This is a genomic window from Streptomyces sp. NRRL B-1347 (assembly GCF_000720325.1).
GTDB lineage: Bacteria > Actinomycetota > Actinomycetes > Streptomycetales > Streptomycetaceae > Streptomyces.
Genome location: NZ_JOJM01000019.1, coordinates 89,821 through 113,467 on the forward strand (window position 1 = coordinate 89,821; position 23,647 = coordinate 113,467).

A 23,647-nucleotide genomic window follows, 5' to 3' on the forward strand; every position below is an offset into this window, starting at 1 on the left:
GCGCGGGGACCGGCACCGCGCGGAAGGTTCTGGACAGATCATGCCGGACCGTGGTCCGGATCGCCCGATCCGGCCGACATTTCCGCCCGCCTGCGGTGCTCGGCGGCCTTCTTCTCGTAGATCTCCGCCATCCGCAAGTGGTAATCGGGATTGTCCTGTTCGTAGATGTCCGGGATGCCGTCGAGGTCTTCGTCACGCTCCTCGTCCTCGCACATCGCCCGGTACTTGCGGTTGCGGAGCTTCAGCAGGACGGTGGCGATCACGGCCGCGATCAGGGAGCCGACGAGGACCGCCGCCTTGACCTCGTCGGTGAGGGCCGCGTCGCCGCTGAAGGCGAGTTCGCCGATGAGCAGCGAGACGGTGAAGCCGATGCCGGCGAGCGAGGCGACCGCGAAGACGTCGGGCCAGGCCAGGTCGTCGTTCAGCTCGGCGCGGGTGAAGCGGGCGGCGAGCCAGGTGCCGCCGAAGATGCCGACCGCCTTGCCGACGACCAGGCCGAGGACCACGCCGAGCGTCTCGGGCCGTGTGAAGACGTCGCCGAGGGCGCCGCCGGAGACCGCGACCCCGGCGCTGAACAGGGCGAACAGCGGCACCGCGAGGCCCGCGGAGACGGGGCGTACGAGGTGCTCGATGTGCTCGCCGGGGGAGTGCTTCTCGCCGTCCTCGCGGTGGCAGCGCAGCATCAGGCCCATGGCGACACCGGCGATGGTGGCGTGGACGCCGCTGTTGTACATCAGGCCCCAGATGACCAGGGCGAGCGGCACGTAGACGTACCAGCCGCGCACGCCCTTGCGCAGGAGCAGCCAGAAGACGGCGAGGCCGATGACGGCGCCGCCGAGCGCGGCGAAGTTCAGGTCACTGGTGAAGAAGATCGCGATGATCATGATCGCGAAGAGGTCGTCGACCACGGCGAGCGTGAGCAGGAAGGCGCGCAGCGCCGACGGCAGCGAGGTGCCGATGACCGCGAGGACCGCGAGCGCGAAGGCGATGTCGGTCGCGGTGGGCACGGCCCAGCCGTCCGTGGAGCCGCCGCCGACGGTGTTGACGAGGGTGTAGACGAGCGCCGGTACGGCCATGCCGCAGATCGCGGCGATGACGGGCAGCGCGGCCGCCTTGGGGTCGCGCAGATCGCCCGCGACCAGCTCGCGCTTGAGCTCGATCCCGGCGACGAAGAAGAAGACCGCGAGCAGCCCGTCGGCGGCCCAGTGCTGGAGGGACAGGTCGAGACCGAGCGAGCCGGGGCCCAGATGGAAGTCCCGTACGCTCTCGTAGCTCTCCTTGAGCGGGGTGTTCGCCCAGATCAGGGCCGCGACGGCGGCGACGAGCAGCAGGACGCCGCCGACGGTCTCGGTGCGCAGCGCGTCCGCGACGAAGGTGCGCTCGGGCAGGGAGAGGCGTCCGAGGAACTTGCGGTTGCTGGGAGTGGGCGCGGCCACGGGAGTCGACCTCCGGTCGGGTAGGCAGGGCTGAGCACATGCCGACCAGACTTCCCGGCGCACCTGGTGATTCTTGTCGTGTTGTTGACGTTGATCCTTAGCTTACCTAATCGCTTGGACGCGTGTGCGGCGGGGGTGTCCGGCGAAAGCCACTTTAAGGACAAATGGCTTGTCTGGCAGACGCGAAAAGGCACCCGGCGCGCGGGGCGCCGGGTGCCTTTTCGCGCCCCAACGGGGCGCGGGACGTGTCATTTGCGGCTTCGCCGCGTGGGCGCGGCCAGCCACGGAGAACCCGCGGCCGACCGGCGAGGGGATCAGTCCTCGCTGGCAGCAGCCGGAAGCTTGGACTGAATGAGGTCCATCACGGACGAGTCGGTCAGCGTGGTGACATCACCCAGCTGACGGTTCTCGGCCACGTCCCGAAGGAGCCGCCGCATGATCTTCCCGGAACGGGTCTTGGGCAGCTCGGCCACCGGCAGGATCCGCTTGGGCTTGGCGATCGGGCCGAGCGTCGTGCCCACGTGGTTGCGCAGCTCGCCGACCAGGTCGGCGGACTCCGACGCCGTGCCGCGCAGGATCACGAACGCCACGATCGCCTGACCGGTGGTCTCGTCGGCCGCGCCCACGACCGCCGCCTCGGCGACCGACGGGTGCGAGACGAGCGCCGACTCCACCTCGGTGGTGGAGATGTTGTGCCCGGACACGAGCATGACGTCGTCGACCCGGCCGAGCAGCCAGATGTCGCCGTCCTCGTCCTTCTTGGCGCCGTCCCCGGCGAAGTACTTGCCCTCGAAGCGCGACCAGTACGTGTCGATGAACCGCTGGTCGTCACCCCAGATGGTGCGCAGCATCGACGGCCACGGCTCGGTGAGGACCAGATAGCCACCGCCCCCGTCGGGCACCTCGTTCGCCTCGTCGTCGACGACGGTCGCGGCGATGCCCGGCAGCGCGCGCTGGGCGGAGCCCGGCTTGGTCTCGGTCACGCCCGGCAGCGGCGAGATCATCATCGCGCCGGTCTCGGTCTGCCACCAGGTGTCCACGATCGGGCAGTTGTCGCCGCCGATGTGCTTGCGGTACCAGACCCACGCCTCGGGGTTGATCGGCTCGCCGACCGAACCGAGCACCCGGAGGCTGCTGAGGTCGAACTTCGCGGGGATGTCGTCCCCCCACTTCATGAACGTACGGATCGCCGTGGGCGCCGTGTACAGGATCGTCACCCCGTACTTCTGCACGATCTCCCAGAAGCGGCCCTGGTGCGGGGTGTCCGGGGTGCCCTCGTAGATCACCTGCGTCGCGCCGTTCGACAGCGGTCCGTACGTGATGTACGAGTGGCCGGTCACCCAGCCGATGTCGGCCGTGCACCAGTAGACGTCGGTCTCCGGCTTGAGGTCGAAGACGGCGTGGTGGGTGTACGACGCCTGCGTGAGGTAGCCGCCCGACGTGTGCAGGATGCCCTTCGGCTTCCCCGTCGTGCCCGAGGTGTAGAGGATGAACAGCGGCTGCTCGGCCTCGAACGCCTCCGGGGTGTGCTCGGCCGACTGCCGCGCGACCACGTCGTGCCACCACACGTCGCGGCCCTCGGTCCAGGCCACCTCCTGCTCCGTGCGCCGCACGACGAGGACCTTCTCGACGCCCTCCGCGCGGCCCAGGGCCTCGTCCACCGCGGGCTTCAGCGCGGACGGCTTGCCCCGGCGGTAGCCGCCGTCGGCGGTGATGACGAGCTTGGCGTCGGCGTCCTTGATGCGGGCGGCGATCGCGTCGGCGGAGAAGCCGCCGAAGACCACGGAGTGCGCGGCGCCGATGCGGGCGCACGCCAGCATGGCCACGACCGCCTCGGGGATCATCGGCAGATAGACGGCGACCCGGTCGCCCTTGCCGACGCCCAGCTCCGTCAGGGCGTTGGCGGCGCGGCTGACCTCGTCCTTCAGCTGGGCATAGGTGATGGCCCGGCTGTCGCCGGGCTCGCCCTCGAAGTGGATGGCCACCCGGTCGCCGTGGCCCGCCTCGACGTGGCGGTCCACGCAGTTGTACGCGACGTTGAGCTTGCCGTCCTCGAACCACTTCGCGAACGGCGGGTTCGACCAGTCGAGTGTCTTGGTCGGTTCGGTGGCCCAGGTCAGCCGACGGGCCTGCTCGGCCCAGAAGCCGAGCCTGTCAGCCTTGGCCTGCTCGTACGCTTCCGCGCTGACGTTGGCCCGCGCGGCCAGATCGGCCGGCGGCGCGAAGCGACGCTCCTCCTTCAAGAGGTTGGCCAGGCTTTCGTTGCTCACGACATCTCCCTTTCTCAGGGTGTCCGTTGTGTCCCAAGCCACAGCTCATCAGACACCCGGCCCTGGTGACAAGGGCTTGCCGAAAATTGGTTTAGACCTGTAAAGGGTGGCAGGTGGGTAGCGGTCGACATAGGCGGCGCGCCGGGGCGGGCGCGATCTGGTGCGCCCCCGCAGCGCAGAGCGGCGGGCCTCCCGCAGGGGAGACCCACCGCTGTCGGCCGGTCGGCGTGTTTCAGCCCGTCGGCGTGGCCTCCGCGCGGGGCGAGGGCCGCACCTGGCTGAACACCTCGTGCGGCAGGGGTTGTCCGCCGCCGACCGCGCTCCCCCCGTTGCCATGGGCGCCGCCGCGGGTGCCGTGTGCGCCGCGGGGGCCCTCGGCCAGCAGATAGGCCTGGGCCTCGCCGACGTGGAAGTACATCCCGTGCAGCTCCAAGGTCCCCTCGGCCAGGCGCCGCGCGACCGCGTCGTGAGCCCGCAGGTGCTCCAGCTGCTGGACCACATTGGTCAGACACAGCTGCTCCACCGCGTCCGCGGGCGCCCGCCCGGCGAGGCGCGGGGCGATCCTGCCGGGCGGCTCGGCGGTGCTGGACGCCGCCATCCGCTCCAGGCTCGGCAGGCCGTGCCGCAGCCACCGCTTCAGCGGCGTCTGCGCCCCGGACGGCGGGGAGCTGAGCAGCGCCTGCATCGCCCCGCACCCCGAATGCCCGCACACGGTGATGGACTTGACCTGCAAGACGTCCACCGCGTACTCGATCGCGGCGGCGACCGAGTCGTCGCCGCTCTCAGCACCGGGCAGGGGCACCAGATTGCCCACGTTCCGTACGACGAAGAGGTCGCCCGGGCCGCTGGACGTGATCATGGAAGTGACGACCCGGGAGTCGGCGCACGTCAGGAACAGCTGCACGGGCTGCTGGCCCTCGCGCGCGAGCCGGGCCAGCTCGCCGCGCACGCGCGGGGCCGTGTGCTGCTGGAAGGCGCTGATGCCCTGGGCCAGTTCGTGCTGGTGGTGGGGGTGGTCGTGGTGGTCCGTCGAAGCGGGCTGCGGGGGCGCCTCGCAGTTGTGGTTGCGCCACGGCGTCCAGGGGCGGCAGCTGCAGTGGGCGATCCTCGCGGGCTCGGCGATCCGCTGCCCGCCCCGGCCGGTGATCTCGGCCGTGCCGCCGTGCGCGGCGTGCGCGTCCTGCCAGCTCTGCAGCGTCTCGTACGCCGCGTGGTCCATGAAGGAGCCGTCCAGCTCCACCACGGCGTGGGCCCGGTGGGGGATGTGGTGCAGACAGCGGCTGAGTCGGGGCACGGCGAGGAACGTCAACTGGCCCCTGACGTGGATGTGGTGGACTCCCTCCGTGTCCTCGTCGCAGGTGATGCGGGTGCGGGCGAGCCGGTGCAGGGCGACGGCCACGGCCGCTGCGACGCCGAGCGCGACCCCTTCGAGGACGCCGAGCACGACCACGCCGAGGGTGGTGACCGCGTAGACCAGGATCTCGCGGTGACGGGTGACGGTACGGATGTGGTTCAGGCTGACCATCTGGATGCCGACGGCCATGACGAGGGCGGCGAGGGCGGCGAGCGGGATCAGCTCCAGGACGGGCACCAGCAGCAGGGCGGCTACTACTACCCAAACGCCGTGCAGCATCGTGGAGTTCCGGCTGACGGCGCCCGCGCGGACGTTCGCCACGCTGCGCACCGCGACTCCGGCGACGGGGAGGCCGCCGAGCGCGCCGGAGACGATGTTCGACACGCCCTGGCTGCGCAGCTCGCGGTCGAGGTCGGAACGGCCCACGCCAGGGGGCGAGTCCGGACGGCCGGACGTGAGCTTGTCGATGGCGACCGCGCCGAGCAGCGACTGCACGCTGCACACCAGCGTGATGGTGAGCACGGCCGCCACCAGGCCGAGCGCGGGCCCTTCGGGCAGCCCGGCGAGCGCGTGGCTGCGCCAGGACGGCAGGTCGACCTTGTCCAGCTGCAGCGCGGCGAAGCCCGCGAGCCCCGTGGCGGCGGCCACGGCCACCAGCGGCGCGGGCAGGACACGCGCGGCGCGCCCCGCGCGTCCGGGAATGCGCGGCCAGAGCAGCAGCAGGAGGAGCGTCAGGAGGCTGATCGACAGGGCCGCCGGGCGCAGCTCGGTCAACTGGGCGGGCAGTGCGCGGAGGTTGTCGATCACGGCGCTCTGCGGGGTGCCGCCGAGGACGATGTGCAGCTGGGCGATGGCGATGGTGACGCCGATCCCGGCGAGCATGCCGTGCACGACGGCGGGGCTGACGGCGAGGGCCGTGCGGGCCACGTGCAGACAGCCGAGGCCCACCTGGGTGATGCCGGCGAGGACGGTGATCGCGCAGGTGGTGCGCCAGCCGTAGCGCTGGATGAGGTCGGCGGTGACGACGGTGAGTCCGGCGGCGGGGCCGCTGACCTGGAGCGGGGAGCCGGCGAGGCGGCCTCCGACGATGCCGCCGACGGCCGCGGCGACGAGGCCGGCCTGGAGGGGCGCCCCGGTGGCGAGGGCGATGCCCAGTGACAGGGGCAGCGCGATGAGGAACACGGCGATCGACGCGGAGAGGTCGGCGCCCGCGATGCGGAAGGCTCGGCGCGGCGGTGGCGCGTGCGGTTGCCGGGCGCTTGCGGCTTGGGCCGAGTCGGTGGCGCGTGGGGGGACGCTGGCAGACATTTTCCCGTCTCCTCCGGGGCGGCGCGGTCGCGGAACAGGTGGGCCTCCGACGGGCTGCCGGAGGGCGGATCGCGGCCGTGGGTCACGGCGTTGCAGCGGCGGGATGACTCAACTCTCGGTAAACGAATCGTAATGCAGAGTAAAGGTCACGGCAGGATTTTCGACGCAAATGGGGCAACTGATCACTCTGATGAGTGAATAACCCTATTCGTCGGCTTGTCGTAACACGGCTTCCGTACCTCTGTGCGAAGTTGCTCGGGTTCTGTCCCGATTCGTACGGAAGTAGGTGGGCGGATGGCCGCCAACCAGAGGACTGCCGCCGCGGCTGGGCTCGCCGCCCTCATGGTCTGCGTCGCGGCTCTGGCCGGGTGCGGGAGTGGCGCGTCCGACACGAAGAAGAGCGCGCGCGAGGGCGCGCACGGCGCGAAGAAGCCGCCCGGTGCCGCCGCGCCCAAGTCGCCGGTCCGGCTGATCGGCGACGGGTCCACCGCGTTCACCGGCAAGCAGCCGCTGCTGCCCCGGCCGGAACGCCTTGCACCGGGGCAGAAGCCACCGCAGTTCGTGGTCTTCTCCTGGGACGGCGCGGGCGAGGACGGCCAGAAGCTCTTCTCGCACTTCCGCAAGGTCGCCAAGCGCAACAACGCGACGATGACCTACTTCCTCAGCGGCGTGTACATGCTCCCGCAGGAGAAGCGCGCTCTCTACAAGCCGCCGCAGCACCTGGCCGGCAGCTCGGACATCGGCTTCAACGACCGCCAGGGAATCAAGGACACCGTGGACCAGCTCCGCGGCGCCTGGCTCGAGGGCAACGAGATCGGCACCCACTTCAACGGCCACTTCTGCGGCGAGGGCCGGGGCGTCGGCGAATGGTCCGTCACCGACTGGAAGAGCGAGATCCAGCAGGCCAAGTCCTTCGTGAAGGCCTGGAAGACGAACACGGGCCTGAAGAGCGCGCTGCCGCTGCCCTTCGACTACGACAAGGAGCTCATCGGCGCCCGCACCCCCTGCCTCGAAGGCCGGACGAACTTCATGCGGGCGGCGCGCGAACTGGGCTTCCGCTACGACACCAGTGGCGTGAACAACCAGCTCTGGCCCGAGAAGAAGGAGGGCCTGTGGGACCTGTCGATGCAGCTCGTCCCCGTCCCCGGGCGCGGCTTCGAGACGCTCACCATGGACTACAACTTCATGGTGAACCAGTCCGGTTCGACCTCCCAGGGCGATCCGTCCCGGCATGAGCACTGGGGCGACCAGATGCGCGACGGCCTGCTGAAGGGCTTCGACCGCGCCTACTACGGCAACCGCGCGCCCCTGATCATCGGCAACCACTTCGAGTCCTGGAACGGCGGCACGTACATGCGCGCCATCGAGGAGACCATCGAGCGGGTCTGCACCAAGAGGGACGTGCGGTGTGTGTCCTTCCGGCAGCTCGCCGACTGGCTGGACGCCCAGGACCCGCAGGTCCTCGCCAAGCTCACCGAGCTCGGCGTCGGCAAGGCCCCCAAGGAGGGCTGGCCCGCCTTCCTCTCGGCCCGCCCGGCCCCGGCACCCAAGGGGGTCCCGGGGGCTGAACCGGCCAAGAGGTAGCGGCCTGCGGGTCGCGCGGCCCGCACGCCGCGCGGGTGGTGGCCGTGCGGACGGTGGTGGCCGCGCGGGCGGTGGCGGCCGCGTGGGCCCCTCAAGCCGTGGCGACCGCTTCCTCGCGCAGGACGAAGTCGGGGTCGACCTGGGACGCCAGGTCGGCTCCGGTCCTGGCGTTGCCCCAGCTCTGCGCGTTCTTCAGATGGAAGTGGACCATCTGGCGCGTGTACCGCTCCCAGTCGCGGTGCTCGTACCGGGCGTCGACGGCGTCCTGAAGCGTCCGCAGGGCGCTGCGGTTGACGTCCTCCAGGAGGGCGAACCGGGGCGGGCGGCCCTTCTCCATGGCGCGCACCCAGTCCGAGTGCCCGACGGTCACCAGGAGGTCGTCGCCGACCTGCTCGCGCAGGAAGTCGATGTCGTCCTGGCCCTGGACCTTGTTGCCCACGACCTTCAGGGCCACGCCGAAGTCGTGTGCGTAGTCCCGGTACTGGCGGTAGACGGAGACTCCCTTCCGGGTCGGCTCGGCGACGAGGAACGTCATGTCGAAGCGGGTGAACATCCCGGAGGCGAAGGAGTCCGAGCCCGCGGTCATGTCGACGACGGCGTACTCGTCACGGCCGTCGACCAGGTGGTTCAGACACAGCTCCACCGCTCCGGTCTTGGAGTGGTAGCAGGCGACACCGAGGTCGGCTTCGGTGAACGGCCCGGTGACCATCAAACGCACGGCGCCGCCGTCGAGTTCCACCGGCCGCGCGCAGGCGTCGTACACCGGGTTCTGCTCGCGGAGCCGCAGCAGCCGGGAGCCGTCGCCGGGCGGTGTCGTCTTGATCATCGTCTCGGCGGAGGCGATGCGCGGGTTGGCGCCGCGCAGATAGTCCTTGATCAGCGGCAGGCGCGCGCCCATCGCGGGCAGCTCGGCGGCCTGCTCGTCGTCGAGGCCGAGCGCGGGGCCGAGGTGCTGGTTGATGTCGGCGTCCACCGCGACGACGGGTGCGCCGATCGCGGCGAGGTGTCGGATGAAGAGCGAGGACAGCGTGGTCTTGCCGCTGCCGCCCTTCCCCACGAAAGCGATTTTCATGGTCGGTTAGCGTAGTGGCGAACCTCGCGGCGGACCGGCCCTTGAGTGAAGAAGACCACTCCTTCGTGGGGCGGCGGCCGCGAGTGCGTAGGGTCGTACTCATGAGTACGACACCTGATCCGCTGGCTCCCCTGGGCGCCCTGCCCGGCGTCCCGGAGGCCGTGGACTCCGTGCGCAAGGCCGTGGACCGCGTCTACGGGCACCGGATCATGCGCCGCCGCAGCAACGAGATCACCTCGGAGGCCGCGCTGCGCGGAGCCCGTGGCTCCGCCGTGCTGTCCGGTGCCGAGTGGGCGCTCGAAGAGGTGCGCAGGCGCAGCGACTTCAGCGGTGACGCCGAGGCGCGCGTCATGGGCGCCGCGCTGCGGCTCACGGCCGAGGCGGGGCAGCTGCTGTCCATCTGGCGGCAGTCGCCGCTGCGGGTCCTCGCGCGGCTGCACCTGGTCGCCGCGGCCGACTCGGACGAGGCGGCGGGCCGCCCGCGGCTCGCGGGTGAACCGGTCGACGAGCCCCTGGACGGGCCCCTGTCCGCGCTGGCGCTGCCGGACGCCGACGAGGTGGCGGGGCGCCTGGAGGGGCTCTCGCGCATCGTCGTCGCGGGCAGTTCGGCGCCCGCCCTGGTGATGGCGTCCGTCGTGCACGGCGAACTCGCGGTGCTTCGGCCCTTCGGCTCGCACAACGGCCTGGTCGCGCGCGCGGCCGAGCGCGTCGTCCTGGTGGGCAGCGGGCTCGACCCGAAGTCCGTCTGCCCGGCCGAGGCGGGCCACGCGGAGCTGGGGCGCGACGCCTACGCGGCGGCGCTCGCGGGTTACGCGTCCGGGACGGCGGAGGGAGTCGCTGCCTGGATCGCCCACTGCGGCAAGGCCGTTGAGCTGGGCGTCAGGGAGTCGACGGCGGTGTGCGAGGCGCTCCAGCGGGGCGCCGCTTAGGGCGTGGCCCGGGGGAGTGTGTGATCGAGCCTGAACAGGGTTGCGGCGGTACGAGAATTCGTACCGCCGCTGGCATGTTCACCGGGTTACCAAGCGTCCTCGAATCATGTGCCCATCAGGTCGGGAACTTTGCCCGTCACCTGGTGTGGCTGGCCCGTAATCGACGGGTCGACGTCGCGTGGGTGCTCGATGTCCATGCTTCGGTCCGTGGGGCCAATTCTGCGGTTGAAGGTAATCCTCTCGGATGTCCTTGGTCTCGCGGGCCGTTGACTCCTTTGTACTACTGTCCTCCGGGAAGTGGAAGCCCTGACCGCACTTCTTTACTTTTAGGTTCAAACAAGGGTGAATCGGGCGCGGCTTTCCGGCCGCCCCTCGGAGCCCGGCCGTACCCCTACGCGCGCGTGCCCGTCGCGCCCCTTGGAGAGCGCGTGTCGCCTGCGGCGCGGTCGGGTCAGCCCGCTGCCGCGGTGCGGCGGCGGGTGGCGAACCAGACCAGGCCCGCGGTGGCCGCCGCGGCTCCCACGGCCGCCGCGGCGACGAGCGCGGGGCGCGGCGGCGCGGGCAGCCGCTGCTTGAGCCGCACCGGGCGGTGGAAATCGAGGATCGGCCACTCGCGCGCGAGTGCCTCACGGCGCAGCGCCCGGTCGGGGTTGACGGCGTAGGGGTGGCCCACGGACTCCAGCATCGGCATGTCGGTGAACGAGTCGCTGTAGGCGTAGCAGCGCTCCAGGTCGTACCCCTCCGACTCGGCGAGCTCCTTGATCGCCTCCGCCTTCGTCGGCCCGTACGCGTAGTACTCCACCTCGCCCGTGAAGCAGCCGTCGGGCCCGACGACCATCCGGGTGGCCACCACCCGGTCCGCGCCGAGCAGTTCGCCGATCGGCTCGACCACCTCGGCGCCCGAGGTGGAGACGATGACGACGTCCCGCCCGGCGGTGTGGTGCTGCTCGATGAGCGAGGCGGCCTCGTCGTAGATGATCGGGTCGATCAGGTCGTGCAGGGTCTCGGCGACGATCTCCTTGACCTGCTGCACGTTCCACCCGCGGCAGAGCGCGGACAGGTACTCGCGCATGCGCTCCATCTGGTCGTGGTCCGCGCCACCGGCGAGGAACACGAACTGGGCATATGCGGTACGCAGTACCGCTCTGCGGTTGATCAGGCCGCCTTGGTAGAACGACTTGCTGAAGGTGAGGGTGCTCGACTTCGCAATGACCGTCTTGTCCAGGTCAAAGAAGGCGGCTGTGCGAGGCAAGGAGTGGTTTTCCACGAGCCCGAGCATAGGCGCCCACCATTCGGCGTAAGCTGAGGCGCGTGGGTTTGCCTGAGAAGGCTCTCGGGTACACCATGGAAGTCACGGATCGTTCGCGACCGTGCTAACCCGGTCTGGCTCCTCCCCCCCCCCCGAGTCGGACCGAGGGGACGACCCCCGCTCTCCCCCCCGGCGGGGGTCGTCGCATGTCCGGATGGGTTTTCTCCCCCGTTTTCCGATCTTGAATGATCGCCTCGCGCCGTCATGGGCCGTTGTGGCGGCGTCGAGCCGTGCCCAAGATTCATCACTGTGCGTAGTCGTAGCGCTGCGCTGCGGAAGTCGTTCGGGGCCTCACCGGTATGGGTGACGGAGATATTCACAGCCAGCGTCTTCTCCACAGTTATTGACCAAGATCCACACGATTTCCGGGATCGCAGCACGCTGATTCCGCTCGTGAAGTTCATGGCCGGATTCCACTGGCCGGTCTTCGCGGGCTGGGATCCGGATGCGCACAGGAGCGCATTCGAGGACTTGCAGCGAGAGGGGGCTGGAGATCGTGGCCGGAGTCATTACGGGCGACGCGTCGCCGCCGTCCGACGGGCGGCCCGGCGCACCACTGATCGTCACCGAGGACGCGGACCTGCTGGATGACCTGCTGCGGCTGTGCGCCGCCGCGGGTGCGCGACCAGAGGTGCACCACGGCGTGCCGGAGCGCGGGGGCGGCAGGGACACCTGGAAATCGGCCCCGCTCGTCCTGGTCGGGGACGACGCGGCGGACCGGGTGCGCGGGGCCGCGCGGCGGCGCGGGGTGGTGCTGGTTGGGCGGGATCAGGACGATTCCGACGTATGGCGGCGGGCGGTGGAGATCGGCGCGGAGCAGGTCCTCGTCCTGCCGGACGGCGAGCAGTGGCTGGTGGACCGCATCGCGGACGTGGCCGAGGGCGTGGGGCGGCCCGCGCTCACCATCGGCGTGATCGGGGGCCGGGGCGGTGCCGGAGCCTCCACCCTGGCCTGTGCCCTCGCCGTCACGGCGGCGCGCGCCCGGCGCCGCACCATGCTCATCGACGCCGACCCGCTGGGCGGCGGGCTCGACGTCCTGCTCGGCGGCGAGGCCGCGGACGGGCTGCGCTGGCCCGCCTTCGCCCAGTCGCGCGGCCGGGTCGGCGGCGGCGCCCTGGAGGAGTCGCTGCCCCAGCTGCACGACCTGCGGGTGCTCAGCTGGGATCGCGGCGACACCGTGGCCGTGGCCCCGCAGGCGATGCGGGCCGTCCTCGCCGCGGCCCGAAGGCGCGGCGGCGTGGTGGTCGTGGACCTGCCGCGCCGCGTGGACGAGACGGTGGGGGAGGCGCTGGCCCAGCTCGACCTGGGCCTCCTGGTGGTGCCGCGCGAGCTGCGCGCGGTGGCCGGGGCCCGCCGAGTCGCGTCGGCCGTGGGCATGGTGCTGCGGGACCTGCGGGCGGTGGCCGCCACAGGCCGGTCCGGGCGCGGCGCGCTCGACGGCGGTGACGGCCTCGACGCGGGCGAGATCGCACGCCTCCTCCAGCTGCCGCTCGTCGGTGAGCTGCCCTGGGAGCACGGCCTCGCGGCGGCCCTGGACGGCGGACGGCCACCCGGCGGCCTGGCACGCGGACCGCTTGCCCGGTTCTGCGCCGCCTTCTGGCAGCAGCTTCCGGTCGACGCCACCGGAGGGCGCGTATGAACGCGGTCGTGGGCGCGCGCATGCTGGACGGCGTACGCCAGTGGCTCGCGGCGAACGGCACGGAGCCGACCCCGGCCCGGGTCGCCGAAGCACTGCGGGCGCAGGCAGGCGTCCTGGGGGACGCCGAAGTCCTGGGGGCGGCAGAGCAGCTGCGCTCCGAGCTCGTGGGCGCGGGCCCGCTGGAGCCCCTGCTCGCGGACCCTTCGGTGACCGATGTGCTGGTGTCCGCGCCCGACCGGGTGTGGGTGGACCGGGGCGGCGGCCTGGAGCTCACAGACGTGGCCTTCCGGGACGCGGCGGCCGTGCGGCGGCTCGCCCAGCGCCTCGCGGCGGTCGCGGGACGGCGCCTGGACGACGCGCGGCCCTGGGCGGACGCCCGCCTTCCGGACGGCACCCGGCTGCACGCCGTCCTGCCCCCGGTTGCCGTCGGCTCGGCGTGCCTGTCGCTGCGGGTCGTGCGGCCGCGGGCTTTCACCCTCGCGGAGCTGACCGCGGCGGGCACGGTGCCGCCCGGCGGCGAGCGCTTCCTGCGCGCCCTGCTCGACGCCCGCCTGTCGTACGTGATCAGCGGCGGCACGGGCAGCGGCAAGACCACGCTCCTGAGCACCCTCCTCGGCCTGGTCGGCCCGGGGGAGCGGATCGTGCTCGCCGAGGACTCCGCCGAGCTGCGCCCCGAGCACCCCCATGTGGTGCGCTTGGAGACCCGGCAGGCGAACCAGGAGGGCGCGGGCTCCGTCGGCCTCGACGACTTGGTCCGCCAAGCCCTGCGGATGCGACCCGACCGGCTCGTCGTGGGCGAGGTGCGAGGCCCGGAGGTGGTGCATCTGCTGGCCGCGCTCAATACGGGCCACGAGGGCGGCTGCGGCACGCTGCACGCGAACGCCGCGGCGGACGTCCCGGCCCGTCTGGAGGCCCTGGGCACGGCTGCCGGGCTCGACCGCGCGGCCCTGCACAGCCAGGTGGCGGCCGCGCTCTCGGTGGTCATCCATCTCGCGCGGGACCGGGCCGGGCGCCGCCGCGTTGCCGAGGTGCACGTCCTGGAGCGGGACGCCACGGGGCTTGTGGCGACGGTGCCCGCGCTGCGGTGGGGCGAGCGCGGCTTCGTCCAGGAGCGCGGCTGGCGGCGGTTGAGCGCCCTGCTCGGGAGCCGGGGTGAGACCGCATGAGCGCGGCGATGGCCTGGGGCGCGGCACTGTGCGCGGGCGGGTCGGTATGGCTCCTGGGCGGACGATCCCGGGCCCGGGAGCTGAGGCGGGCCAGGGCGGCGCTCGCGGCGCCCGGGTCGGTGGTCCCCGGGTCGGCTTGGCGCCGGGCTGCCGCCGGGGCGCGCGAGCGGCTCGCCGGCCGCGTGGGACCTGAAGCGTGGGTCCTGGTGGGCGGATTGGCCGTCGCGATCCTGGGCGAATCGGTGGTGCCGCTCGTCGCGGGGGCGGTCGGCGTGCCACTGGCCGGGCGGCTGCGCAGAGCCCGGGAGGCCCGCCGGGAGCGGGAGCGGCGGGCGGACGCGGTGATCGCCTTGTGCGGGGCGCTCGCGGGCGAGGTGCGCGCGGGACGGCAGCCGGGGGAGGCGCTGCGGACGGCCACGGAAGCCACGGAGCCCATGGCCATCGGTCGGGCCACAGGCCGGGAGCTCGGCGGGGAGCGGGCCGGGGTGCTCGCGGCGGCGCGGTTCGGCGGGGATGTGCCCGGGGCGCTGCGGGAGGCCGCGCGGGAACCCGGCGGGGAGGGGCTCCTGGGGCTCGCGGCCTGCTGGCGGGTCGCCGTCGACCGGGGCGCGGGCCTCGCGACGGGCCTGGAGCGCCTGGAAGGCGCCCTGCGCGCCGAGCGAGATCAACGGTCCGATCTTCGAGCCCAGTTGGCGGGCGCCCGCTCGACGGCCGTACTGCTAGCCGGACTTCCCGCACTCGGCCTGCTGATGGGCGCCGCGCTCGGCGCCCGGCCGCTGCGGGTGCTGCTGCACACGGGAGCGGGGTTCGGGTGCCTCCTCGTGGGCGGACTCCTGGAGGGCGCGGGCGCCTGGTGGGCGCTGCGGATCATGCGGAAGGCGGAGGGGTGATGGGCGAGGCCGAGGTTTTCCACAGGCTGGGGGTGGCCCTGTGGTCGGCGGTGGCGGTGTGGTGGCTGGTCCTCGTGACAGCGATGGCCCGACGCGAACGGGCCCTGGGCGGAAGGGTGGTGGCGGTTCTGGGGGAGCGCGGACGGCCGGGCCGGTCCTGGCTGTGGAAGCCCGAGTGGCGCGGGCGGTGGCGTGGCGGGCTGTCCGGGCGGCGGGACGAGCTCCGCGTGCGGCTCGCCGTGGTCGGAGCGGTCGGAGTCGGCTGGGCGCTGATCGGCGGGGTGACGGGGCTCCTGGTCGGCGCGGGCCTCGGCTGTGCCGTGGCCCGGATAGGGCGGGGCGGCGGCTTGGAGGCGGAGTTCGACACGGCTGAGGCGGCACGTCAACTGCCCTTGGCGGCCGACCTGGTGGCGGCGTGCGTGGCCGCCGGGGCCGGGCCGGTCGTGGCGGCCCAGGCCGTCGGGGAGTCACTGCGCGGGCCGGTCGGCGAGCGGCTCGCGTGGGGCGCGGCGCAGGTGCGGCTCGGCGGGGCGCCCGCGGACGCCTGGCGCCAGTTGAGTGCCGTACCGGGCGCCGGGGCGCTGGCCCGACTCCTGGAGCGGGCGGGTGAGTCCGGGGCGCCCGCGGCCGACCCCGTGGCCCGCCTCGCGGCGGACTGCCGGGCCGAGAGAGCACGCGAGGCGACCGCCCGGGCGCGCCGGGCCGCGGTCTCGATGACGGCACCGGTGGGGCTGTGCTTCCTTCCAGCGTTCATCGCCCTCGGAGTGGTGCCGGTGGTCGTGGGCCTCGGGGGAGCACTGCTGAGCGCCCGGTGAAGGGGCGCCGTCGACCGCACCGACAGGAAGGGCGGAGGTGAGCAAGGACAGGAATCTCGAATCTCAACGACACGAATCTCAACGACACGAATCTGAACGGCTCGGAACTCAACGACTCGGGCTCAACGAGTCGACATCTCATGGGGGTTGTCATGTGGGGACGGGGACAAGGCCAGGGAATCGTCCGTGGCTGCGAGCAGGAGCAGGAGCAGGAGCAGGAGCAGGAGCAGGAGCAGGGGCGCGGGCAGGGTTTGGCGCGGGCCTGGGTGTCACGGCGATGGACAGGGATGCGTACCGGCACGAGGGACGCCGGGATGGCGACTTCCGAGTACGCGATGGGGCTGATCGCGGCTGTGGGCTTCGCCGGGCTGCTCTACAAGGTGGTGACGAGCGGGCCCGTCCGCGCGGGGCTGCAGGCGGTGGTGGAGAGGGCGCTCCATGTGCAGTTCTGAGGCCGGGACGGACGGAGACGGCGTCACGGGCCTGGCTGACGGAGGGCCCGGGAAGCGGGGCGACGCCGGGTTCGTGACGGCGGAGGCGGCCGTGGTCCTGCCGACCCTGGTGCTGTTCACGATGGGGCTCTTGTGGGTCCTCATGACCGCGTCCGCGCAGATCCAGTGCGTGGACGCGGCCCGGGCCGGGGCCCGTGCGATGGCGCGCCAGGACCCGCAGGGCACGGCCGTGGCGGCGGCCCGGCAGGCGGCGCCACGCGGGGCACAGGTCGCAGTGCGCAGGGACGGGGACTTGGTGCGGGTCGAGGTGGTGGCGCCGTCACCGGGGCCGCGGCCCTTGGGGCTCGGAGTGCGGCTGCGCGCGGAGGCCGTGGCGCTGGCGGAGGACGCGGTGGGGGCGGGCACTGTGGGGGTGGGCACGTGAGACGGGCCGGATCGTGGGCGGACCGCAGCGGTGCCCCGGCGGTCCGAGGGGGCGCGTGGGCGGACCGGGGTGCGGCCACGGTGTGGGTGGTGGTCGTCCTGGCCGTGCTGTGCGTGGTCACCGGTGCCGTCCTGGCGATGGGCCAGGTGGTGGTCGCCCGGCACCGGGCGGGCGGCGCCGCCGACTTGGCCGCGCTCGCGGCGGCGGACCACTGGATGTCTGGTCCCGACGACGCCTGCGCACGGGCCGGCCGGGTGGCGCGGGCGCAGGGCACGCGGATCGTGCGGTGCGAGGTCCGGGGCCAGGTGTCGGACGTGACGGCGGCGGCGGAGCTCGGGCCGTTCACGACGGAGGTCAGGTCGCGGGCAGGGCCTGCGATGCCGACGGGACTCACGAGGCCCACAGGGGCTGGGGGCCTCACAGGCCCTGTGAGGCCCCCGGGGCCCATGAGGCCTCCCGGGGCGCCTGGGCACGGCTCGGCCGACGCACCTCGGAAGGACCCAGCTGATGGACCCGGGCAGGGCCCATACGACGCATCCGGGCCCCGCTCAGTCGGCGGGCGCGTCCTTCAGGAGGGTGGTGAGCAGGCGGATCGCACCGCGCTTGTGCAGGGGGTCGTTGCCGTTGCCGCACTTGGGGGACTGGATGCACGACGGGCACCCGGCCTCGCACTCGCAGGAGGCGATGGCCTCGCGGGTGGCGGTGAGCCAGGCGCGGGCGGTGTGGAAGGCGCGCTCGGCGAACCCGGCACCCCCGGGATGGCCGTCGTAGACGAAGACCGTGGGGAGCAGGGTGTCCGGGTGCAGCGGCACGGAGACGCCGCCGATGTCCCAGCGGTCACAGGTGGCGAACAGCGGCAGCATGCCGATGGAGGCGTGCTCGGCGGCGTGCAGGGCGCCGCCGAGGATCTCCGGGTTGATCCGGGCCGCGTCGAGCTGGTCCTCGGTGACCGTCCACCACACCGCGCGGGTACGCAGGGTGCGCGGCGGCAGGTCCAGCTTGGTCTCGCCGAGCACCTCGCCCGTGATGAGCTTGCGGCGCAGGAAGGAGACGACCTGGTTGGTGACTTCGACGGAGCCGTAGCAGAGGCGGCCGGGGCCCCAGGGGATCTCGGTGTCGGTGTCGAGGACGGAGATGGCGGTGGTGTCGCGGGCGGTCGTCGAGTAGGGCGGGACGGCCTCCTCGACGAGCGCGACGGAGTCCTCCAGGTCCAGGTGGCGCACGAGATACGTACGGCCCTGATGGAGGTGGACCGCGCCCTCGTGGACGGTCGTGTGCGCGGCGGAGGCGTCGACGGTGCCGAGCAGCCGTCCCGTGCCCTCCTCGACGATCTGGACGGGGCGGCCGCCCCCGCCGCGGATGTCCGCGAGGTCGGCGGCGCGCTCGCGCCGGGTCCAGTGCCAGGCCTTCGTGCGGCGGCGCAGCAGCTTCGCGGCCTCCAGCTGCGGAAGCAGCTCCTCGGCGGCCGGACCGAAGAGCGGGAAGTCCTCCTCGGTAAGGGGAAGTTCCGCCGCGGCGGCGCACAGGTGGGGCGCGAGGACGTACGGATTGTCGGGGTCGAGGACGGTCGACTCGACGGGCTGGCGGAACAACGCGTCGGGGTGGTGGACGAGATACGTGTCCAGAGGATCGTCGCGGGCCACCAGCACCGCCAGGGAGCCCTGCCCGGAGCGTCCGGCGCGGCCCGCCTGCTGCCACAGCGAGGCCCGGGTCCCCGGGTAGCCCGCGATGAGGACGGCGTCCAGACCCGACACGTCCACGCCGAGTTCGAGGGCGGTGGTGGCGGCGAGGCCGAGGAGTTCGCCGGAGTGCAGGGCCTGCTCCAGGGCGCGGCGTTCCTCGGGGAGATAGCCGCCCCGGTAGGCGGCGACGCGGCGGGCCAGGGAGCGGTCGACCTCGCTGAGGCGCTCCTGGGCGATCACGGAGATCAGCTCGGCGCCGCGCCGGGAGCGCACGAAGGCGACGGAGCGGACGCCTTGGACCGTCAGGTCGGTGAGCAGGTCGGCCGTCTCGGCGGTGGCGGTGCGGCGCACCGGGGCGCCCTTCTCGCCGTGGAGCTCGGTGAGCGGCGGCTCCCAGAGGGCGAAGACGACCTCGCCGCGGGGCGAGCCGTCGTCGGCGACCTCGGTGACGGGCAGGCCGGTCAGGCGCCGCGCGGCCACGGCGGGCTCCGCGGCGGTGGCGGAGGCGAGGAGGAAGACGGGCTCGGAGCCGTAGCGGGCGCACAAGCGACGCAGGCGACGCAGGACTTGGGCGACGTGCGAGCCGAAGACGCCGCGGTAGGTGTGGCACTCGTCGATGACGACGTAGCGCAGGGCCCGCAGGAAGGAGGACCAGCGGGGGTGGGACGGGAGGATGCCGCGGTGCAGCATGTCGGGGTTGGTCAGGACGTAGTTGGCGTACTGGCGCACCCACTCGCGTTCCTCGACGGGGGTGTCGCCGTCGTACACGGCGGCCCTGACGGCGGTGCCGAGCGGTTCAGCCAGGGCGCGCACGGCGCGGCGCTGGTCGGCGGCGAGGGCCTTGGTGGGGGCCAGGTACAGGGCGGTCGTGCCGCGCCCGTTCGCGGCCTCGGAGCCGTCCAGGAGGGCGGAGAGCACCGGTGTGAGATATGCCAATGACTTGCCGGACGCGGTGCCGGTGGCGACGACGACGGATTCGCCGTCCAGCGCGTGTTCGGCGGCCCGTGCCTGGTGGGCCCAGGGGTGCTCGATTCCGGCCTTCCGGACGGCGGCGACGACCTCGGAGCGGATGCGATCGGGCCAGACGGCATACCGGGCCGCCCTCGGGGGCAGGTGCTCCGTATGAGTGACGCGCGCAGCTCGGCTCGGCCCCGTGGTCAGTCGGTCCAGGACCGACCGCGGGGAGACGCGGGCCGGGGTGTCCGCCGAGGGTCTTCCGGAAGGGGAAATGTTGGCCATCGGCATCGAGTGTGTCACTGGCGGGATGGACAATGGTCCGAAGGCGTCGTGCACGCCTGCCCGTAAGTGATTGAATGCCATCGCGGCTGGCGATCCGTCCCGGGGGCGTGGGCCGAGGTGTCCCGAGGGGCGACCGCTCGATAGCAAGGTGCTGGAGGATCCGTGGACCTGTCTCTGTCGACCCGTACCGTCGGCGATCGTACGGTCGTCGAGGTCGGTGGCGAAATCGATGTTTATACCGCGCCCAAGCTGCGCGAGCAGTTGGTCGAGTTGGTGAACGACGGCAGTTTCCATCTCGTCGTCGACATGGAGCGCGTGGACTTCCTCGACTCCACCGGACTCGGCGTGCTGGTCGGTGGCCTGAAGCGGGTGCGTGCCCATGAGGGCTCGCTGCGCCTGGTGTGCAACCAGGAGCGCATTCTCAAGATCTTCCGCATCACCGGCCTGACCAAGGTGTTCCCGATCCACACCTCGGTCGACGAAGCGGTCGCGGCCACCGACTGAGCTGGCAGCCCCGGCAGGTCCGGGGTTCCGGGCTCCGTCCCGGAGTGGCAGTACGGCGGGGGGCCGGGCCGACGGCCCGGCCCTTCGACAGCACGCGTGTATGTCCGAGGGGGATGCATGGCCACCGTTGAACTCCGCTTCAGCGCGCTGCCCGAGCACGTCAGGACCGCCCGACTGGTGGCGGCCGCGGTGGCGCGACGGGCCGGAGTGGACGAGGCCGTTCTCGACGAGGTCAGGCTCGCGGTCGGCGAGGCCTGCACCCGTGCCGTGGGTCTGCATCAGGCTGCCGGGATCACCGCGCCCGTGCGCGTCGCGCTGGTCGAGGAGGAGAAGCAGTTCTCCATCGAGGTCGGTGACGAGGCGCCCCGCGTCGTGCCCGCGGCCGTGGCGGGCGGTCGGCCCGGCGCCGAGGACCCGGAGGCCGAGGGCGAGGACGAGATGGGGCTCGCGGTGATCAGCGGCCTCGTCGACGACGTGGAAGTCACGGCCGACGAGGCCGGCGGCCTGATCCGCATGAGCTGGCCCACGACGCCCTAGCGTCCCCGCGACTCCCTAGCGCCCCCACGCCGCCCTAGCGTCCCGCGCCGCAACCGCACCGTCGGCGACGACGGGGCGCCGCCGAGGGCGCACGGCGCCCCCGCACCCCACCACCCCACAGACGCCTCCTGGATACCCCAGCGGGGCCTCTTGGCATGGGCTGGCAGCCACCAAGCCAGGGTTCTTTGCCGTAGACCGCCCCAGCGGGGCCTCGCGGCCGTGGACTGGCCCAGTCGGTCCCCCTCAGCCCAAGCGGCCCCCATCCAGCCACCCGAGCGGCCCCCGGCCAGCCTCCGCTCCGCTCCCCCGACCGGCCCTCAACCGTCTCCCGAGTTACATAAATCTGTTCGCCGTATGCGTGCGCGCAGTTTCTGTTTGTGTGACAAGTGAGGAAATTGGTGAGCGAGGGGAGCGTGATCAATGGAGGTGGGGGCGGCGAAGTCGGGGCCACCTTCGGCGTCAATGGTTTTGGGGCATTACCGCTTTCGGGGTCAATCGTCGGGCGCGATCTTTTGAAGATACGCACCTGCGCGCCAATTCCGTTGGCGGCGCACTGTTTTGATCAGGTCCGGCTCCCTACAATCCGTCCACATCTTGAGCTCAGCCCAAGCGTCAAGGAGGACGAATGGCGGGGCTTTCTACCCCTCATCAGCTCGACCACCCCTCAATCCTCGCGGGTCCGGTACTGACCGACGACAACCGTCTCATCGTGATGGTCATCGCGGCCGTCGCGATCGCGGCCCTGGCGGTCGCCTGGGTGCTCGTGCGCCAAGTGCTCGCGGCCGGCGAGGGCACCGACAGCATGAAGAAGATCGCAGCGGCGGTGCAGGAAGGCGCGAATGCCTATCTGTGGCGGCAGTTGCGGACCCTCGGCGTTTTCGCCGTCGTGGTGTTCTTCCTGCTCATGCTGCTGCCCGCGGACGACTGGAATCAGCGCATCGGCCGGTCGGTGTTCTTCCTGATCGGAGCGGCCTTCTCGGCGACCACCGGCTATATCGGTATGTGGCTCGCCGTGCGCAGCAATGTGCGCGTGGCCGCCGCGGCCCGGGAAGCGACACCGGCGGAAGGCGAGCCGGAAAAGGATCTCACCGCCGTCTCGCACAAAGCGATGAAGATCGCTTTCCGTACGGGCGGCGTCGTCGGCATGTTCACGGTGGGGCTCGGTCTGCTCGGCGCCTCCTGTGTCGTGCTCGTATACGCGGCCGACGCACCGAAGGTGCTCGAAGGCTTCGGCCTCGGCGCCGCGCTGATCGCGATGTTCATGCGTGTCGGAGGCGGCATCTTCACCAAGGCCGCCGACGTCGGCGCCGACCTGGTCGGCAAGGTCGAACAGGGCATTCCGGAGGACGATCCGCGCAATGCCGCGACCATCGCCGACAACGTGGGCGACAACGTCGGCGACTGCGCAGGGATGGCCGCCGACCTCTTCGAGTCGTACGCCGTCACGCTCGTCGCCGCGCTGATCCTCGGCAAGGCCGCGTTCGGTGACTCCGGGCTCGCCTTCCCGCTGATCGTGCCCGCGATTGGCGTGGTCACCGCGATGATCGGCATCTTCGCGGTGGCGCCCCGGCGCTCCGACCGCAGCGGTATGACCGCCATCAACCGCGGCTTCTTCATCTCGGCGTTCATCTCGCTCGCGCTCGTCGCGGTGGCCGTCTTCGTCTACCTCCCGTCGTCGTACGCGGATTTGGACGGGGTCGAGGACGCCGTGATCCTGGCGAAGAGCGGCGACCCGCGGGTCCTCGCGGTCGTGGCGGTCGCCATCGGCATCGTCCTCGCCGCGCTGATCCAGCAGCTCACCGGCTACTTCACCGAGACCAACCGGCGGCCGGTCAAGGACATCGGCAAGACCTCGCTCACGGGCCCGGCCACCGTCGTCCTCGCGGGCATCTCCGTGGGTCTGGAATCGGCCGTCTACACGGCGCTGTTGATCGGCCTCGGCGTGTACGGGGCGTTCCTGCTCGGCGGTACGTCGATCATGCTCGCCCTGTTCGCGGTGGCGCTCGCCGGGACCGGCCTGCTCACCACGGTCGGCGTCATCGTCGCCATGGACACCTTCGGACCGGTCTCCGACAACGCGCAGGGCATCGCCGAGATGTCCGGCGACGTCCAGGGCGCGGGTGCGCAGGTGCTCACCGACCTGGACGCCGTGGGCAACACCACCAAGGCCATCACCAAGGGCATCGCCATCGCCACGGCCGTCCTGGCGGCCTCGGCGCTGTTCGGCTCGTACCGGGACGCGATCGCCGAGGCGGCCGACGATGTCGGCCAGAAACTCGGCGACGGCGCACCGATGAACCTGGTGATGGACATCTCCCAGCCCAACAACCTGGTGGGCCTGATCCTCGGCGCCGCGGTCGTCTTCCTCTTCTCGGGGCTCGCGATCAACGCGGTGTCGCGGTCGGCCGGGGCCGTGGTCTACGAGGTGCGGCGGCAGTTCCGCGAGCGCCCCGGGATCATGGACTACACGGAGCAGCCCGAGTACGGGCGCGTCGTCGACATCTGCACCAAGGACGCGCTGCGCGAGCTGGCCACACCCGGTCTGATCGCCGTGCTCACGCCGATCGCGGTCGGCTTCACGTTCGGCGTCGGCGCGCTCGGCGCGTTCCTCGCGGGCGCGATCGGCACCGGCACGCTGATGGCGGTGTTCCTCGCCAACTCCGGTGGCGCGTGGGACAACGCGAAGAAGCTCGTCGAGGACGGCCACCACGGCGGCAAGGGCAGCGAGGCCCACGCCGCGACGGTGATCGGCGACACGGTCGGCGACCCGTTCAAGGACACCGCGGGCCCGGCGATCAACCCGCTGCTGAAGGTGATGAACCTGGTGGCGCTGCTCATCGCGCCCGCCGTCGTCAAGTTCAGCTACGGAGAGGACAAGAGCGTCACGATGCGCGTCCTGATCGCGGTCCTGTCCATCGCGGTCATCGTCGTAGCGGTGTACGTCTCCAAGCGGCGCGGCATCGCCGTCGGTGACGAGGAGAACCAGGGGAAGGTCGCCAGCTCGGCCGACCCCGCGATCGTCTCGTAGCCGGTCCTT

At 72.1% G+C, this 23,647-nt stretch carries 17 protein-coding genes and 1 pseudogene; 12 read left to right on the plus strand and 6 right to left on the minus strand.

All coding sequences use genetic code 11. From position 1 onward, the window contains the following. Positions 1 to 38: 38 nt before the first annotated feature. The 3 genes from nhaA to IG74_RS0118360 form a co-directional block, all read right to left on the minus strand. On the minus strand, positions 39 to 1,436 hold the full coding sequence (gene nhaA / locus IG74_RS0118350) for a Na+/H+ antiporter NhaA (protein WP_030677845.1): 1,398 nt from the start codon (positions 1,434 to 1,436) through the stop codon (positions 39 to 41). A 314-nt stretch (positions 1,437 to 1,750) separates the two neighbouring features. After that, complete coding sequence (gene acs, locus IG74_RS0118355) at positions 1,751 to 3,748, minus strand: acetate--CoA ligase (protein ID WP_078868859.1); 1,998 nt, start codon at positions 3,746 to 3,748, stop codon at positions 1,751 to 1,753. 190 nt (positions 3,749 to 3,938) lie between these two features. After that, entirely contained in the window at positions 3,939 to 6,368 is a 2,430-nt protein-coding gene (locus IG74_RS0118360) for a bifunctional SulP family inorganic anion transporter/carbonic anhydrase (RefSeq protein ID WP_078868860.1), read from the minus strand. Positions 6,369 to 6,662: 294 nt separating this feature from the next. On the opposite strand from IG74_RS0118360, the gene IG74_RS0118365 reads away from it, so the two are divergent. Next, positions 6,663 to 7,952 (plus strand): hypothetical protein, encoded by a 1,290-nt coding sequence (locus IG74_RS0118365; RefSeq protein ID WP_030677854.1) that lies wholly within the window; start codon positions 6,663 to 6,665, stop codon positions 7,950 to 7,952. 91 nt (positions 7,953 to 8,043) lie between these two features. Here the strand turns inward: IG74_RS0118365 and IG74_RS0118370 are convergent, their stop codons facing one another. Then, positions 8,044 to 9,024, minus strand: coding sequence for an ATP-binding protein (locus IG74_RS0118370; RefSeq protein ID WP_030677857.1), 981 nt, complete (start codon positions 9,022 to 9,024; stop codon positions 8,044 to 8,046). A gap of 101 nt (positions 9,025 to 9,125) precedes the next feature. Here IG74_RS0118370 and IG74_RS0118375 point away from each other — a divergent pair, with 101 nt between their 5' ends. Further along, a complete protein-coding gene (locus IG74_RS0118375; protein WP_030677860.1) occupies positions 9,126 to 9,953 on the plus strand; it encodes a Fic family protein in 828 nt (275 codons plus the stop codon). A 451-nt stretch (positions 9,954 to 10,404) separates the two neighbouring features. Here IG74_RS0118375 and IG74_RS0118380 read toward each other — a convergent pair whose 3' ends face one another. Beyond that, positions 10,405 to 11,232: an HAD family hydrolase gene (locus tag IG74_RS0118380; protein WP_030677863.1), complete on the minus strand. Its 828-nt coding sequence runs from the start codon at positions 11,230 to 11,232 to the stop codon at positions 10,405 to 10,407. 526 nt (positions 11,233 to 11,758) lie between these two features. Here IG74_RS0118380 and ssd point away from each other — a divergent pair. The 7 genes and pseudogenes from ssd to IG74_RS49490 form a co-directional block, all read left to right on the plus strand. After that, a complete protein-coding gene (gene ssd / locus IG74_RS0118385; RefSeq protein ID WP_030677867.1) occupies positions 11,759 to 12,901 on the plus strand; it encodes a septum site-determining protein Ssd in 1,143 nt (380 codons plus the stop codon). Continuing rightward, positions 12,898 to 14,067 (plus strand): TadA family conjugal transfer-associated ATPase, encoded by a 1,170-nt coding sequence (locus IG74_RS0118390; protein WP_030677868.1) that lies wholly within the window; start codon positions 12,898 to 12,900, stop codon positions 14,065 to 14,067. The genes ssd and IG74_RS0118390 overlap by 4 nt, the downstream gene beginning before the upstream one ends. Continuing rightward, the gene (locus IG74_RS0118395; protein WP_030677871.1) at positions 14,064 to 14,957 is read left to right on the plus strand and encodes a type II secretion system F family protein; all 894 of its coding nucleotides are present in this window, start codon (positions 14,064 to 14,066) and stop codon (positions 14,955 to 14,957) included. Before IG74_RS0118390 ends, IG74_RS0118395 begins: the two co-directional genes overlap by 4 nt. Beyond that, positions 14,957 to 15,772 carry a type II secretion system F family protein gene (locus IG74_RS0118400; RefSeq protein ID WP_030677874.1) on the plus strand — a complete coding sequence of 272 codons (816 nt, stop codon included), beginning with the start codon at positions 14,957 to 14,959 and terminating at the stop codon, positions 15,770 to 15,772. Before IG74_RS0118395 ends, IG74_RS0118400 begins: the two co-directional genes overlap by 1 nt. 314 nt (positions 15,773 to 16,086) lie before the next feature. Then, positions 16,087 to 16,224, plus strand: a complete 138-nt coding sequence (locus tag IG74_RS49485) for a DUF4244 domain-containing protein (RefSeq protein ID WP_413251758.1) — start codon at positions 16,087 to 16,089, stop codon at positions 16,222 to 16,224. Next, complete coding sequence (locus IG74_RS0118410) at positions 16,211 to 16,648, plus strand: TadE family type IV pilus minor pilin (RefSeq protein ID WP_078868861.1); 438 nt, start codon at positions 16,211 to 16,213, stop codon at positions 16,646 to 16,648. Before IG74_RS49485 ends, IG74_RS0118410 begins: the two co-directional genes overlap by 14 nt. Then, positions 16,645 to 17,010 (plus strand): annotated as a pseudogene (locus IG74_RS49490) (Rv3654c family TadE-like protein); the annotation flags it as partial. The gene IG74_RS0118410 and the pseudogene IG74_RS49490, both read left to right, overlap by 4 nt. Positions 17,011 to 17,196: 186 nt before the next feature. Here the strand turns inward: IG74_RS49490 and IG74_RS0118415 are convergent. Then, positions 17,197 to 19,650 (minus strand): DEAD/DEAH box helicase, encoded by a 2,454-nt coding sequence (locus tag IG74_RS0118415; RefSeq protein ID WP_030677883.1) that lies wholly within the window; start codon positions 19,648 to 19,650, stop codon positions 17,197 to 17,199. 81 nt (positions 19,651 to 19,731) lie between these two features. On the opposite strand from IG74_RS0118415, the gene bldG reads away from it, so the two are divergent. From bldG to IG74_RS0118430, 3 genes are all read left to right on the plus strand, one after another. Continuing rightward, on the plus strand, positions 19,732 to 20,073 hold the full coding sequence (gene bldG / locus IG74_RS0118420; protein ID WP_030677886.1) for an anti-sigma factor antagonist BldG: 342 nt from the start codon (positions 19,732 to 19,734) through the stop codon (positions 20,071 to 20,073). A gap of 117 nt (positions 20,074 to 20,190) precedes the next feature. After that, positions 20,191 to 20,610 carry an ATP-binding protein gene (locus IG74_RS0118425; RefSeq protein WP_030677887.1) on the plus strand — a complete coding sequence of 140 codons (420 nt, stop codon included), beginning with the start codon at positions 20,191 to 20,193 and terminating at the stop codon, positions 20,608 to 20,610. A 625-nt stretch (positions 20,611 to 21,235) separates the two neighbouring features. After that, positions 21,236 to 23,638: a sodium-translocating pyrophosphatase gene (locus IG74_RS0118430; protein ID WP_030677888.1), complete on the plus strand. Its 2,403-nt coding sequence runs from the start codon at positions 21,236 to 21,238 to the stop codon at positions 23,636 to 23,638. The last annotated feature ends 9 nt before the right edge of the window (positions 23,639 to 23,647 follow it).